The sequence below is a fragment of the Daejeonella sp. genome (genome assembly GCF_044348475.1).
Classification (GTDB): domain Bacteria; phylum Bacteroidota; class Bacteroidia; order Sphingobacteriales; family Sphingobacteriaceae; genus Daejeonella.
Window position 1 is genome coordinate 13,480 of sequence record NZ_JBIKSU010000024.1, and the last position, 14,452, is coordinate 27,931.

General features: G+C 38.0%; 11 protein-coding genes. 9 read left to right on the forward strand and 2 right to left on the reverse strand.

What is annotated here, in order from left to right; translation table 11 throughout:
* Positions 1–10 precede the first annotated feature (10 nt).
* A complete protein-coding gene (locus ACIQZ6_RS07205; protein ID WP_395809622.1) occupies positions 11–1,009 on the reverse strand; it encodes an AAA family ATPase in 999 nt (332 codons plus the stop codon).
* Positions 1,010–1,149: 140 nt separating this feature from the next.
* On the opposite strand from ACIQZ6_RS07205, the gene ACIQZ6_RS07210 reads away from it, so the two are divergent.
* Positions 1,150–1,773, forward strand: coding sequence for a DUF4159 domain-containing protein (locus ACIQZ6_RS07210; protein WP_395809624.1), 624 nt, complete (start codon positions 1,150–1,152; stop codon positions 1,771–1,773).
* 196 nt (positions 1,774–1,969) lie between these two features.
* Entirely contained in the window at positions 1,970–4,228 is a 2,259-nt protein-coding gene (gene ispG, locus ACIQZ6_RS07215; protein ID WP_395809626.1) for a (E)-4-hydroxy-3-methylbut-2-enyl-diphosphate synthase, read from the forward strand.
* A 42-nt stretch (positions 4,229–4,270) separates the two neighbouring features.
* Here the strand turns inward: ispG and ACIQZ6_RS07220 are convergent, their stop codons facing one another.
* Complete coding sequence (locus ACIQZ6_RS07220) at positions 4,271–5,107, reverse strand: alpha/beta hydrolase family protein (protein WP_395809628.1); 837 nt, start codon at positions 5,105–5,107, stop codon at positions 4,271–4,273.
* A gap of 582 nt (positions 5,108–5,689) precedes the next feature.
* On the opposite strand from ACIQZ6_RS07220, the gene ACIQZ6_RS07225 reads away from it, so the two are divergent.
* The 7 genes from ACIQZ6_RS07225 (at position 5,690) to ACIQZ6_RS07255 (ending at position 14,147) form a co-directional block, all read left to right on the forward strand.
* Complete coding sequence (locus ACIQZ6_RS07225) at positions 5,690–7,330, forward strand: ribulokinase (protein ID WP_395809630.1); 1,641 nt, start codon at positions 5,690–5,692, stop codon at positions 7,328–7,330.
* A 9-nt stretch (positions 7,331–7,339) separates the two neighbouring features.
* Positions 7,340–8,038 carry an L-ribulose-5-phosphate 4-epimerase gene (locus ACIQZ6_RS07230; protein WP_306551141.1) on the forward strand — a complete coding sequence of 233 codons (699 nt, stop codon included), beginning with the start codon at positions 7,340–7,342 and terminating at the stop codon, positions 8,036–8,038.
* Between the two features lie 25 nt (positions 8,039–8,063).
* A complete protein-coding gene (gene araA / locus ACIQZ6_RS07235) occupies positions 8,064–9,566 on the forward strand; it encodes an L-arabinose isomerase (protein WP_306551140.1) in 1,503 nt (500 codons plus the stop codon).
* A gap of 2 nt (positions 9,567–9,568) precedes the next feature.
* Positions 9,569–10,225, forward strand: coding sequence for an HAD family hydrolase (locus tag ACIQZ6_RS07240; protein ID WP_395809632.1), 657 nt, complete (start codon positions 9,569–9,571; stop codon positions 10,223–10,225).
* 102 nt (positions 10,226–10,327) lie between these two features.
* Positions 10,328–12,028, forward strand: coding sequence for a sodium/solute symporter (locus ACIQZ6_RS07245; RefSeq protein ID WP_395809634.1), 1,701 nt, complete (start codon positions 10,328–10,330; stop codon positions 12,026–12,028).
* Positions 12,029–12,031: 3 nt separating this feature from the next.
* Complete coding sequence (locus ACIQZ6_RS07250; RefSeq protein ID WP_395809636.1) at positions 12,032–12,709, forward strand: NUDIX hydrolase; 678 nt, start codon at positions 12,032–12,034, stop codon at positions 12,707–12,709.
* A 163-nt stretch (positions 12,710–12,872) separates the two neighbouring features.
* Positions 12,873–14,147: a polysaccharide pyruvyl transferase family protein gene (locus ACIQZ6_RS07255; RefSeq protein ID WP_395809638.1), complete on the forward strand. Its 1,275-nt coding sequence runs from the start codon at positions 12,873–12,875 to the stop codon at positions 14,145–14,147.
* The last annotated feature ends 305 nt before the right edge of the window (positions 14,148–14,452 follow it).

The window sequence follows — 14,452 nt, forward strand, 5'->3', positions numbered from 1 at the left end:
AATTTTGCGTCTAAGCCTGAATCTTTGACCGCTCAACAGACCTGATTAACGCTGAAGTAACCTGGTCTGAGTTGACGTTTTCTGCTTCTGCCTTAAAATTAACAAGAATACGATGGCGTAATACCGGATAAGCCATTGTATGCAGGTCGTCCATAATGACAGCATATCGCCCTTTTAACAATGCTCTGGCTTTTGCAGTTAAAATCAATGCCTGTCCGGCTCGCGGCCCGGCACCCCATCTTACCCATTCTTTTACATAGTCAACATTAGTGGTATCCGGTCTTGTTGCACGAATAAGCTTGCTTACATATTCAATTAGATCTTGGCTGATGCTTACATCTCTAACCAGTGATTGGATCTGTAAAATTTCATCACCGCTCAAAACTGGCTCAATCACTGTTTTATTTGATCCTGTAGTGCTATTCAAAATTCCAAATTCTTCCTGCTCGCTTGGGTACCCAATTTTAACAAAGAGCAGAAAACGATCCAGCTGTGCTTCAGGTAAAGGGTAAGTTCCTGCCTGCTCAATTGGGTTTTGGGTTGCCAGTATAAAAAAAGGACGGTCTAATGGGTAGGTTTGGCCACCATAGGTAACCTCAAATTCTTGCATCGCTTCTAGTAAAGCCGCCTGAGTTTTTGGGGGTGTACGGTTGATCTCATCAGCCAGAATAATATTGGCAAAAATGGGGCCCTTATTGAACTTAAAAAATCGTTTTCCGGTGCTATGATCTTCTTCTAATATCTCTGTTCCGATGATATCTGTTGGCATCAGATCGGGTGTGAATTGTATTCTTCTAAAAGAAAGGTGCATGGCTTGCGACAGGGTTTTAACCATTAATGTTTTGGCAAGTCCTGGAACACCCTCTAAAAGGCAATGTCCGCCGGCCATTAAGGAGATGATCATTTCTTCCAAAACCTGATCCTGCCCAACAATTACTTTCTGAATCTCTTCTTTTAAATGCGGTAGCTTAGCAATTAATGCCTTAATATTACTTTCTGAAATTTTCAAGTTCGTATAATTGGTTTAATAATCCGAAAATTAGGAATAAATTGGCGGAAACAGGTAATAAGTATATGCCCATCCAGATTTTTACAAAAAAATCTGCTGAAAAGAGTTTTTGGGAAGATATATTGAGATAATTTAGACGAATGTTTGGTTCGAAGTTCACATTTACACGAATAAAATACCGCTCAGGCGATTGGGATACAGATCAGCGTATGCCATCAAATCTGCTAAACTCATTGGTTGAATACACTACTATTCCAATAAATAATGAGGAAAAAGTCGTAGAACTCTCTAGTAATGAGTTGTTTTTATACCCATTTTCATATCTCAGCGGGCATAAATTGGTTCAATTCAATCAACAGGAAAAGCTAAATTTTAAAAAATATGTGGATAATGGTGGTTTTGTTTTTGTAGACGACTGTAATCATGATATCGACGGGCTATTTGCCAGATCTTTTGAGGCTCAAATGAGTTCCATCTTTGGTCAGTCGGCCTTGAAAAAAATTCCTAATAACCACCAGATCTATCAATCATTTTTTAAATTCGAAAAGGGGCCACCTACTACTTCATTTGAATTAAACGGCTGGGGTGATGATCTGGTGCATGATTATCTGAAAGCTATTGAAATAAATGGGCGTATCGGAGTGCTATACAGTAACAAAGATTATGGTTGTGAATGGGATTATGATTTTCGAAATAAACGGTTTTATGCAGAGGATAATACCAAATTTGGAGTGAATATTATTATGTATGCCATGGGTGTATAATTATCAGGATTAAATGGGTGATTATTTCATTTTAGATAGTTTAAGGGTGTAATTTGAATAATTATACAAGAACAATCAATGACAATGCATCTTCTATATTTTTTTGGCTAAAAGAGAGGATTTTTTTTAAAAGACCTAAATTTGACAATACATAAGCATCATATTATTTAGTTTTGTATGATATTAATCCCATTTAATGATTAAGAAGCCTTTTAATGCTTTAAACGGCAAGTATTGTAATTCATTGGATACCTTTTCCAGATTTTTGACCCGTGAGGTAACTATCGGACATATCCCAATGGGTGCAAACAATCCGATTAGAATTCAAAGTATGACTACAACGGATACGATGGATACCATCGGTACTGTTGAGCAAACTATCCGGATGGTAGATGCCGGTTGTGAATACGTCAGAATCACAGCTCCAAGTGTAAAGGAAGCTAAAAATTTAGCTCTTATCAAGAAGGAATTAATTGCGCGTGGATACAATGTCCCATTGATTGCCGACATTCATTTCACTCCCAACGCTGCTGAAGAAGCTGCAAGGATTGTAGAAAAAGTTCGTATTAATCCTGGAAATTACGCAGATAAAAAGCGCTTTGAGAATTTTGAATATACCACTACTGAATACAATGCCGAGCTAGAAAGGATCTATAAAAAGTTTAGTCCTTTAGTCAAGGTTTGTAAAGAATATGGAACCGCAATGCGAATAGGTACAAATCATGGTTCCCTTTCAGATCGAATCATGAGCCATTATGGCGATACCCCGCAAGGTATGGTTGAGTCGGCGATGGAGTTCATGCGCATGTGTGAAGATCTGAATTATTACAATTTGGTCATCTCCATGAAATCTAGTAATCCGCAAGTTATGGTTCAGGCCTATCGTTTGCTGGTTGAAACTATGGTTAAAGAAGGGATGAACTATCCACTACACCTAGGCGTTACTGAGGCCGGTGATGGAGAAGACGGCAGAATAAAATCAGCTGTTGGCATTGGGGCATTACTAGAAGATGGATTAGGCGACACCATTCGAGTCTCGCTTACCGAAGACCCTGAATTTGAAGCACCTGTGGCTATTTCATTAGCTGACCGGTATAAGGAAAGGGAGTTATCAGTTATCAGTTATCAGTTATCAGACAATAGAAAGGAGTTATCAGTTGACAGTTATCAGTTATCAGACAATAGAAAGGAGTTATCAGTTGACAGTTATCAGTTATCAGACAAGAAGAAACAACAGACAACAGACAACAGACAACAGATAACAGATAAAATACAACAGACAACAGACAACAGACAACAGATAACAGATAAAATACAACAGGCAACAGATAACAGACAACAGACAACAGATAAGGAACAACAGACAACAGACAACAGACAACAGATAACAGACAACAGACAACAGACAACAGATAATCACAATCCCTACGAGTACCAAAGGCGCCATTCTGCAGAACTCAATACCTTTATTGGTGGCCATCAGGTTCCAAGGGTAATTATTGATCTATCTCATAAAAATTTAAAAGACCCATCCATTCTTGCAGATGTGGGATACCTGTATTCATCACTGCTTGATAAATACAATATGGCTGAGCAATCAACTGATTTTGTTTACCTAGCTGATCAATTGCCATCCTTCAACTTTCCTGGAAATTTGAAGCAACTTTATAATTATTCAACATGGAAATTATTAGTTGATAAGAGTAATTGTCATCCATTTTATTCACTTGAAGAATTTATTTCTTCGAAAGATCATGATCCGGCATTGAACTTAGTTTCTATTTCGAATCAGGATATTGATTCGGAGCTGTTCAAAGAACTTTCAATAGATAATACACTTGTTTTTGTTCTAGAAACACATGCTATTTGTGGATTGCAGGATCAGCGAAATGCATTTTTTAAACTCATGAATATGGGTCTAGAGATTCCGGTAATTATTAAGAGAAAATATAGTTTGACGGATAAAAATGCAACTATTTTGCCAAAGGACACAGATTTTCAGTTATATGCTGCAACTGATCTTGGTGGTTTACTTTTGGATGGTTTTGGAGATGGTGTATGGGCGGATGCATCAGAAATACCTGCAAAAACTATTCTTTCTACATCTTTCGGAATTCTACAGGCTACCCGCTCAAGAATATCTAAAACAGAATATATTTCATGCCCTAGTTGCGGCAGAACACTTTTTGATCTGCAGATTACCACCCAAATGATCCGTAGTCGCACAGATCATTTGAAAGGATTAAAGATTGGGATCATGGGCTGTATTGTTAACGGTCCGGGCGAAATGGCAGATGCAGATTATGGATATGTTGGTACTGGTCCAGGAAAAATCACGCTCTATCGCGGAAAAGAGGTAGTCAAGAAAAATGTGAATACCGAAAATGCGTTAGATGAACTAATCGGAATCATACGCGGCGATGGAAATTGGGTAGATCCTGAGCTTGATAATTAAGTTATTTATAGTAGCAACGATTCTTTTGAGCTAAAATAAATTTTAAATCTCTTTTCTTAGAAATTCAACACTTTTTTCACAAGTTAACTGTAATGCAAGAGGTAATTCTTCCTTTGTGAAAGGATGTGAAGCTCCAAAAACGTGATTTGCATAGGGAACTATGAATAGTTCTGCATTTAAAGAATTCTCTTTCAGTTTTAAAGCTTCGCCGGTTAGCACATTTTCATCCTGATTACCGTGTAAAATAAGCCAGGGCTTATTGATTCGGGCTGCGGCTTGTAAAATATCAAATGATTGGGAATTATTCTCCAGATCATATAAAAGATCAATTTTTAGAGGGGTATATTGTTTTGTTCTAGAATTGAAATTAAATATTACCCCTTTTTTTTGCCATTCAATCTCATCCTCTTTTTTCCAAAGGCTCCTGAAATTAGCAATTGCAGCCCAGGTAATTAGTTTGCTAATGCGTTGATCTTTAGCTGCCTGAATAATAGATGTGCCACCGCCACGACTATGCCCAATCAAACTTAAGCTGTTAGGTGCCTGAAATTTAATACCACTTTTTGCAAAAGAGATCACTAAGTCTAGATCAGTAAATTCTTTAGAAAAAGTGTTGTCACCAAATGCACCCAGATCTACAAATTCAAGTGGGCTTTCAGGTGTTGTGCCATTATGAGAAAAATTAAATTTTAGAAATCTGAAACCTTGCTTAGCAAAGTATTCTGCTACAAGCTTATAGGCACCCCAGTCTTTAAAGCCCTTGAATCCATGAACAAAGATTACCATCGGATTTTCTTCCTGGCCAGTTTTAAAGCTGAGGTCCATTAAAATCGGTTTGCCTTCAGCGCCTTTTATTGTATAGGATTGATGAATGATCATTTAACCTAACGTACTTATTGATATTTAATTATAAATCGGTATGAATCTACTGATATTCATCAACATGGTCATAATCAAAATATAAATTAAAAGGTTTTCTACAAATTTTGCGATACGGTTAATCTTGGTACTAAATTTTGGTTTTGACCAAGCCTCAAAAACAATTGCCTAGTTCTATATCCGGTGTTGCGTGAATTTTGGAGGATATATGACCGACTGAGATTCCCCGATAGATATAATTTTAATGATTTACCTGATAACACAGATGAAGCATGTGAATGGGGTGATGAATCATCCAATTTACTGTGATGGGGTTAAATTTCAATCTGTTTAACATTTAAATATCAATACTGTTTTAAAAACCTTTCCAATCGTTTGTGCGACTCGTAATCAAATTCAATAAGGTAAGAATGTAAAGTTTGAAACTTGTTGGATTTGAAACAGTCCGTTTTTTAGGAGAGGTTGCAGCTTTATTATTTTGATCCATGAAAACTAAGCTATGTATTATTTTATAAGCGTAAAAATTACACTTATTATTGAATTTATGTACATTAGTTATGCGAAGAAATTAATGTGCGTTTTATGGAACATCAATCTTATGTAATTGGAGTAGATTATGGAACCGATTCTGTCCGTTCTATGGTTGTAAATGCTTCAAGCGGAGAAGAACTAGCTTTTTCAGTATTTTATTATCCACGTTGGAAAAAGCAGATGTATTGCAATGCATCACAAAATCAATTTCGTCAGCATCCGCTAGACTATCTGGAGGGTTTGGAGGCAACCTTGCAGGACTGTCTGCATCAGGTGGGTGCAGCTGTTGCCAGGAATGTAAAAGGGATTGCAATAGATACAACAGGATCTACGCCTGTGGCTGTTGATGCAAGCGGTACTCCGCTTTGTTTGTTGCCAGCATTTGAAAATAACCCCAATGCGATGTTTGTTTTGTGGAAAGACCACACAAGTGTAAAGGAGGCAGCAGAAATTAATGTACACGCTACAAAGTTTGATACCAATTACTTAAAATATGTAGGCGGCGTTTATAGTAGTGAGTGGTTCTGGGCAAAACTGCTGCATGTATTAAGAGCAGATTCGAACGTGGCTGCAGCAACTCATAGCTGGGTAGAACATTGTGACTGGATTCCATTTGTATTAACAGGGGGCACGAATGTCAAGGACATCAAAAGAGGTGTTTGCAGTGCTGGTCACAAAGGTTTATGGAGTGAAGCATTTGGTGGCTATCCCCCGGATTCATTTTTTTCAAGTTTGGATCCTTTACTAACAGGGTTTATTGATAAGCTTCCTGCTCAAACATTTACTTCGGATAAGTCTGCGGGGAATTTATCTCCAGATTGGGCTGCCCGATTAGGACTTAGCACTGAGGTGGTTGTGGCTGTTGGTGCTTTTGATGCGCACATGGGTGCTGTAGGTGGTCAGATAGAACCCTATTATTTAAGTAAAGTAATTGGCACTTCAACCTGTGATATGCTGGTTGCTCCAGCAAATGAAGTAAATGACACCCTTGTAACTGGTATTTGCGGACAAGTAAATGGGTCTATCATTCCGGGGATGATTGGTATGGAGGCTGGTCAATCCGCTTTTGGGGATGCGTTTGCATGGTTAAAAAATATTTTAACTTGGAGTTTAGATTTATTAGATGATGAAGCGTTAAAAAATAAAGCGGCCGAAAAAATAATGACAACACTTTCTGAACAAGCCGCCCTTTTACCTTTCGATGAAAAGGATGAAATAGCAATCGATTGGTTAAATGGAAGACGTACGCCAGATGCCAATCAAGTATTGCATGGTGCATTTGCCGGATTGAGCCTGGGCACCGATGCACCCAGACTATTTAAGGCACTGGTTGAATCTACTTGTTTTGGTGCAAATGCAATTGTTGAACGATTTGTAGCTGAGGGTATTCCGGTAAAAGGATTAATAGGCCTTGGTGGTGTTGCAAAAAAATCACCCTATATCATGCAGGTATTGGTGGATGTAATCAATATGCCGATCAAGATTCATAAATCTGAACAAACCTGTGCCTTGGGTGCTGCCATGTTTGCCGCAACTGCTGCGGGTCTTTATCCTAAAGTAGAGGATGCCATGAAAGCTATGGGTCAAGGATTTGCGGTAACTTATACACCAAATGAAGCGCATACCGCCTACTATCAAAAGCGCTATGATCAGTATAAAAAATTAGGAAATTTTATTGAAACACACTTGTAATAAACTACTATGGAAAAGTATTCACACATCATGGAAGAGGCTTATGAGGCCAATATGCAATTGCCAAAATTAGGATTGGTGCTTTTTACCTTTGGAAATGTAAGTGCTGCCGACAGAAGTTTAGGTGTTTTCGCTATTAAACCAAGTGGTATTCCTTACCAACAATTATCTCCGGCCGACATGGTCATTGTAGATTTCGAAGGGAATACAGTAGCGGGTAGTCTGAGGCCTTCTTCTGATACTAAAACCCACGCCGTTTTATATAAATACTGGCAAGAAATTGGGGGTATTGTGCATACTCATTCGGTGTATGGTACTGCATGGGCCCAATCTCAAAGAGACATTCCAATTTTTGGTACTACCCATGCCGATTACAATACGGTAGATATTCCTTGTGCCCCACCCATGGAGGATGACATGATTAAAGGCAATTATGAGCTTGAAACAGGATTTCAAATCATGAATTGTTTTAAAGAAAGAAGTCTCGATTATAAAGAAGTAGAAATGGTTTTGGTGGGTAACCATGCACCCTTTACCTGGGGTAAAAATGCAGATAAAGCAGTGCATAATAGCGCAGTACTTGAACAAATTGCACAGATGGCACTTTTAACTGAACAGATAAATCCACAAGCTCCGCGATTAAAAGAGGCACTTATTAGAAAGCATTACGAAAGAAAACACGGACCTGATAGTTACTACGGACAATAAAATTTTGGGGTTAAACGATAGATATATGAAAAGCTTAAGAACATTAGAAGTTTGGTTTGTTACCGGTAGTCAGGATTTATATGGAGCAGAGACCCTGCAAAAGGTAGCGGTTAATGCACGGGAAATTGCGGACTCGCTTCATGCGAATGAACAGATTCCTGTTTCTGTTATTTGGAAGCCTACGGTTAAATCATCAGAAGAGATCTTTGCTATTTGTCAGGAAGCAAATACCTCTAAAAATTGCATAGGCATCATTGCATGGATGCACACATTTTCTCCTGCAAAAATGTGGATTACAGGTTTGAAAATTTTACAAAAACCACTCTTGCATTTTCATACTCAGTTCAATAGAGATATTCCCTGGGATACTATTGATATGGATTTTATGAATCTAAATCAATCGGCTCATGGTGACAGAGAATTTGGATTTATCATGAGCCGAATGCGCCTAAACAGAAAGGTGGTTGTGGGGCATTGGCAAGATGAAGGTACCCTGGCAAAAATAAGTATTTGGCTAAGAGCAGCTGCCGGCTGGAATGATTGGCAGGGTGCAAAGTTTGTGCGTTTTGGCGACAATATGCGGCAGGTGGCAGTAACAGATGGGGATAAGGTAGAAGCAGAAATCAAATTTGGTTATTCTGTAAATACTTTTGGTATTGGAGATTTAGTTCAGGTGATCAATGAAGTGAGTGAATCTCAGATAGATGCTTTAATAGAAATTTATGAAGCCAGTTATAATTTAATGCCTGTTTTACAAAAGGGTGGTGCAAATCGATCATCACTCAGAGAAGCTGCTAAAATTGAACTTGGTATTGAGGCTTTTCTGGTAGCTGGAGATTTTAAGGGATTCACTGATACTTTTGAAGACCTGCATGGCATGACGCAATTGCCGGGTATTGCTGCTCAGCGCCTGATGGCTAAAGGTTATGGTTTTGCCGGTGAGGGCGATTGGAAAACTGCTGCGCTGGTGAGAGCTATGAAAGTTATGGGTACCGATCTGGCGGGGGGAAATTCATTTATGGAAGATTATACCTATCATTTTAATCCATCTAATGGAATGGTGCTTGGCGCACATATGCTGGAGATCTGTGAGAGTATTGCCGATGCAAAACCAAGTTGCGAAATCCATCCTTTGGGCATAGGTGGAAAAGCAGATCCTGTTCGGCTGGTATTTAATTCGGCACCTGGTTCTGCAATAAATGCATCGATGGTAGATATGGGAAACCGTTTTCGTTTACTTGTCAATGAAGTGCTAGCAGTTGCGCCGGTTTATGCTTTACCAAAATTACCGGTAGCAAGAGTATTATGGAAACCATATCCGAATCTGCAAACCGGATGTGCCGCTTGGATCTATGCCGGGGGTGCACATCATACCTGTTATTCGCAAAATTTAACGGCAGAGCATTTGGAAGATTTTGCCGCTATGGCAGGTATAGAGTTTTCATTAATTGGAAAAGAAACTACACTGCATCAGTTCAAAAATGAATTGAAGTGGAGTGATGTTTACTATCATATAAACAGACAATAGGTATGAAAAAGGCTTTTCTTTTTGATCTCAATGGGACCATTATAGACGATATGGAATTTCATGCGCGTGCATGGTATCAAATTCTTGTGAACCAGCTTGGAGCTAAGCTTTCCTGGGAGGAAGTTAAAAAAGAAATGTATGGGAAAAATGAAGAATTATTAGTTCGAATATTTGGTAAAGATCATTTTACCAAAGCACAAATGGTTGATATGTCTTTTGAAAAAGAAAGAGGGTATCAAAAAGAGTTTACCCCGCATTTAAAATTGATCAAGGGCCTGGATGTTTTTTTTGCTAATGCACAAAAGGCAGAAATCCCTATGGCTATTGGTTCTGCAGCTATTTTATTTAACATCGATTTTGTTTTAGATGGACTTGATCTGCGGCATTATTTCTCAACTATTGTAAGTGCTGATGACGTGGCAATTAGTAAGCCAAACCCTGAAACATTTATAAAATGTGCCAATGGTTTAAATGCGCCCTATCCGGATTGTATTGTATTTGAGGATTCTCCCAAGGGGGTTGAATCTGCACTCAAGGCAGGCATGAAAGCCGTGGTTATTAAAACCTATCATCAGGTACATGAGTTTGATCACTTACCTAATGTGCTATTTTTTATTGATGATTATACCGATGACAGACTCCATTCATTGCTGGAATAAGCTTTAAATCAGAATAGGTTTAATATTTTAACCTATTGCTATTATTTTTTTAGAATAATTTTTAATCAGATTAGCTAGTACACACTTAAATACATTGATCTTATGAATACCCTTGCTCTCTCCGACAAAATCATTTTTGTTTTTTATTTCATTATCGTGGCCACTTATGGATACTGGGTCTACAGGAAAAAGAAAAACGACGTTTCTGCCTCTCAGGATTTCTTTTTGGCAGAAGGATCTCTGACCTGGTGGGCCATAGGTGCTTCCTTAATTGCGTCCAATATTTCTGCAGAACAATTTATTGGGATGAGTGGCGAAGGGTTTTTTGTTGGTATAGCCGTGGCGGCTTATGAGTGGATTGCAGCGCTAACACTCATTATCATTGCCGTATGGTTCATCCCTATTTATTTAAAAAACAAGATTTATACGATGCCTCAGTTTTTAAAAACAAGGTATAATGAATCGGTTTCTTTGGTAATGGCAATCTTTTGGTTGTTTTTATATGTATTTGTAAATCTTACGTCGATACTTTATTTGGGGGCAGTTGCTATTAATGGCTTATTAGGTGGTGATTATTTGCATGTGGTCATGATTGGACTCATGTTGATGGCGCTTTTAATTACGCTTGGGGGTATGAAAGTAATTGGTTACACAGACGTAATTCAGGTTGCAGTACTGATTATCGGAGGCTTTGCCACGGTTTATATGGCGCTTCAAATTGTGGATCAACGGATCAATGGGGCCTTGGCAGGTAGTGCGATCACGGGTTTTAAAACGTTAATATCACAAGCACCGGAGCATTTTAAAATGATCTTACCAAAACCTAATAATACCGACATGAGTGCTGCAGGGCAGTTAGCGAGGGATAAGTACATTGTACTGCCCGGTATTGCCATGTATTTTGCCGGACAGTGGATTGTGAACTTAAATTACTGGGGTTGTAATCAGTACATCACACAACGAGCGCTGGGTGCGAAATTAGAAACGGCACGCAAGGGAATTTTGTTTGCCGGATTTATCAAACTGTTTATGCCTGTTATTGTGATGCTACCCGGAATTGCTGCATTCGTTTTGTATAAAAACGGGCAACTTCCAGGATTTGAAGGGGGCAAAGACGGGGCTTATTCTGCAATTTTAGCATTTCTACCTGTCGGTTTTAAAGGTCTGGCAATTGCCGCATTGACAGCTGCAATCGTGGCCTCTTTAGCGGGTAAGGCTAATAGCATCGCGACTATTTTTACCCTGGACATTTATAAAAAGTACCTTAATAAACTTGCCGATGAAAAGAAAATGGTTTGGACAGGTAGGTTAACGGTATTAGTATCCATGGTGGTTGCTGTTATTTTTACCTGGCAGGATTTATTAGGTATTGGCGGAGAGGGAGGATTCACATTTATACAGAAGTACACAGGATTTATAAGTCCGGGAGTATTTGCAATGTTCACTCTTGGACTTTTCTGGAAGCGTACAACAGGTACAGCAGCGATGGCGGGTTTGATTACAGGATTTGTGCTGTCTATATTTTTTAATAATTATGCCGTTGGCATTTTTGGCACTGAAAATATCATGTATACCGCTTATTTAAATAAAAGTGGTTCCTACGAAATACCCTTTCTGATTAATATGGGTTGGTCTTTTGCAATTACTGTTGCTATGATGGTTGCGATTAGTTTTGCGGGTCCGAAAGTAAATCCTAAAGCTTTTGAGATTGATGCAAGCATGTTTAAAGTGAGTAAGTCTACACTAATTTTAATAGTGATTACACTGATGTTACTAAGCGCGCTCTATGTTAAATTTTGGTAAGTTATGACAAAGGCATATCAGGAGCATGCTAGTTTATATGTTGCAGTGGATTGCATAATTTTTGGTTTTGATGGAACTGAAATTAAAGCCCTGTTAGTGAAGCGTGCTCTTGAACCTGAAAAAGGTAAATGGTCTTTAATGGGGGGGTTTGTGGGGGCAAAAGAAAGTGTGCATGATGCAGCAAGCAGGGTGCTAGAAAACCTGACAGGTTTGGATAATGTTTATATGGAGCAGCTTAATTGTTTTGGGGATGTAAAACGCGATGAAGCAGCACGTGTGGTATCTATCGCTTATTTCGCGCTCATTAAGCTGGATGATTATGAAGAGGCTTTATTAAAAAAGCATCAGGCAGGTTGGTTCTCTTTAAACAAAATACCGACTGTGGTTTTTGATCACAAAGAAATGATTGCTTTATCAATAGAGAGACTGCAGCAAAAGGCTGTAGCGTATCCTATAGGCTTTGAATTACTACCTGCTAAATTTACAATGCAACAGCTTCAAGCGTTGTATGAAGCAGTTTACAATACTCATTTTGATAAGCGTAATTTTACTAAAAAAATACTTTCACTCAATCTATTAAACAGGTTAAGCGAAAAAGAAAAAGCAACCTCTCGCAAAGGTTCGTTTTTGTATATGTTTGATAAAAGAAAATATAATCAATCAAAAAAGCTACTGTTCTAAAACATGTAGAGCAGGCCGGGAAACGATCATGGATCATAAATAGTTTTGGCCTGTCTCTCAAAAAGAAATGGGTGCTAATGGTTCGCAAAATCCAGGCTAATAATCTTAAATTAAAGGTTTCGAGCCAATAATTTAGGTGTAAAAATTAATTTAACTACTAAAGATGATCAATCGAAGATTTTTTGTAAAAAGTATTTCTTTAATATACAGTTCCTTATTAGCTTCTTTGGCATACAAGGCTTATGGTTATAGTGCTGACAATAGTTCTAGGCTTAAAGGTAAAAAGATTCTACTTCGATCCTCTTGGCAAACTGTCAATATTGGTGATATAGGTCACACGCCTGGAGTTTTACATTTACTTGAAAAATACATGCCTGACGTTGAGGTAAGACTTTGGGCTGGTGATGTTGGTAATGGGGTAAAGGAGTTGCTTTTGAAAAGATTTCCTAAGCTTGAGATTTTCACCTCATCAAACACTGATTCTGTACGAAGAGCATTCAATGAATGTGATTTTCTTCTTCATGGCTCAGGACCATATTTAGTTGCGGAAAAAGATGTAGAAAAGTGGAAAAATGAAACCGGAAAGCCTTATGGTATTTATGGCATCACGTACAATGAGAGTAATGCATCTGCAAATACAAACTACCTGTTATCAAATGCGCAATTTATATTTTTTAGAGATTCCTACTCCCTTAATTATGCTAAAAGTCTTGGCGTAAATAGCAAAATAATGATTTTTGGGCCCGATGGAGCATTTGCAGTTGATACATATAATGACAAAGCAGCAAGATCTTTCTTGAATGAAAATCAATTAGAAGAAGGGAAATTCATGTGCGTGATTCCTAGGTATAGGTATACTCCATATTGGTTAATTCCGAGTAAAAATCTACCAATTGATTCGCCCAAAGATGCTATAAATCAGGCATTTAAGGATCATGATCATAAGGCTCTTAGGGAGGCCATTATTGCAGTAGTGACAAAAACTGATTTGAAAATTTTGATTGTACCCGAAGACGAAACTCAGGTTGCAATTGGGAAAGATATATTATATGATCCTCTGCCAGACGAAATTAAAAAAAGAGTCGTTTGGAGGAATAAATACTGGCTGACCGATGAAGCTATCAGTACATATAAATTGTCGGCTGGAATTTTCGGTAATGAAATGCATTCTCCTATTATGTCTGTAGGAAATGGCATACCTGCAATTGTATGTCGATTTAAAGAACAAACAAGTAAAGGTATCATGTGGCGTGATATCGGATTGGGAGATTGGTTATTTGATCTGGATGTAGAAAAAGAGATAGAAGGGATTGTTCCTGCTGTTCTAGAAATGGCACAGAATCCACGAAAAGCCAAAGAAAAGGTTAATAAAGCAAAGCAGAATGTCGAAAACCATCAGGCTGAAACTATGAAAGTATTAATCAATTTATTGAATTAATAACTCTTTGTCATCTAAACTCTTTAGTGATTATTGACTAATGATTTCTAATTGATCGTTGTATTAGCAATAGTATTGACTGGATCTTGCATGTTTCTGTGGCCGATGTTCTGTTCGTCAATCTTCTATTATTTTCAAGCTATTTGTATAATATGGCTTATTTTCCTGTTCTACCGCGCATTTTTATCTTTATTTTAGGACAATTCCATCATCAGCTAAATCAAAAATTTAAGGTAATTACTAAATTAGATAGTTTAGATTTTCTTGAGTTTTTCGTACTATTTAATCTTATTTATAATCTTTCT

Excerpts from the sequence above, each read along its gene's own strand:
- ACIQZ6_RS07210 (WP_395809624.1), top strand. The coding sequence starts at position 1,150 with ATGTTTGGTTCGAAGTTCACATTTACACGAATAAAATACCGCTCAGGC.
- ispG (WP_395809626.1), top strand. The coding sequence starts at position 1,970 with ATGATTAAGAAGCCTTTTAATGCTTTAAACGGCAAGTATTGTAATTCA.
- ACIQZ6_RS07220 (WP_395809628.1), bottom strand. The coding sequence starts at position 5,107 with ATGATCATTCATCAATCCTATACAATAAAAGGCGCTGAAGGCAAACCG.
- ACIQZ6_RS07225 (WP_395809630.1), top strand. The coding sequence starts at position 5,690 with ATGGAACATCAATCTTATGTAATTGGAGTAGATTATGGAACCGATTCT.
- ACIQZ6_RS07230 (WP_306551141.1), top strand. The coding sequence starts at position 7,340 with ATGGAAAAGTATTCACACATCATGGAAGAGGCTTATGAGGCCAATATG.
- araA (WP_306551140.1), top strand. The coding sequence starts at position 8,064 with ATGAAAAGCTTAAGAACATTAGAAGTTTGGTTTGTTACCGGTAGTCAG.
- ACIQZ6_RS07240 (WP_395809632.1), top strand. The coding sequence starts at position 9,569 with ATGAAAAAGGCTTTTCTTTTTGATCTCAATGGGACCATTATAGACGAT.
- ACIQZ6_RS07245 (WP_395809634.1), top strand. The coding sequence starts at position 10,328 with ATGAATACCCTTGCTCTCTCCGACAAAATCATTTTTGTTTTTTATTTC.
- ACIQZ6_RS07250 (WP_395809636.1), top strand. The coding sequence starts at position 12,032 with ATGACAAAGGCATATCAGGAGCATGCTAGTTTATATGTTGCAGTGGAT.
- ACIQZ6_RS07255 (WP_395809638.1), top strand. The coding sequence starts at position 12,873 with ATGATCAATCGAAGATTTTTTGTAAAAAGTATTTCTTTAATATACAGT.